Origin of the sequence: Adlercreutzia sp. DFI.6.23, assembly GCF_024462535.1 — a bacterium.
GTDB lineage: Bacteria > Actinomycetota > Coriobacteriia > Coriobacteriales > Eggerthellaceae > Adlercreutzia > Adlercreutzia rubneri.
The window spans coordinates 1-288 of sequence record NZ_JANGBP010000796.1 but is presented as its reverse complement, the minus strand read 5'-3'; the positions used below and the strand labels follow the sequence as shown (position 1 = coordinate 288).

Sequence of the window (288 nt, the reverse complement as noted above, 5' to 3'; positions counted from 1 at the left end):
CGCCGCACATCGGCGCCGCCCACCGCGACCACGCCCTCCTGCGGATCCCAAAAGCGCGGCACCAAGCTCGCCAGCGTGCTCTTGCCGCCGCCGGAGGGCCCGACGAGTGCCACCGTGGCGCCAGCCGGCACCGTGAGGCTCACGTCGCGCAGGGCCGGGCGCGCCGAGCCGGGGTAGGCGAAGGTCACGTTCTCAAGCGCCACCTCAGTGCCCGCCGGGTGCGCCGGGTGAACGAGATTCTGGCCGTGGCGCCCATGGAAGAGGTCGCCGAAGGGGCCGCGGCGCACC

Annotated in this window: 1 protein-coding gene; it reads right to left on the bottom strand. The window is 75.0% G+C overall.

Going from position 1 to position 288, the window contains the following annotated elements; translation table 11 throughout:
* On the bottom strand, window positions 1–288 hold a 288-nt coding region (locus tag NE591_RS15510), incomplete at both ends, for an ATP-binding cassette domain-containing protein (RefSeq protein WP_256157131.1).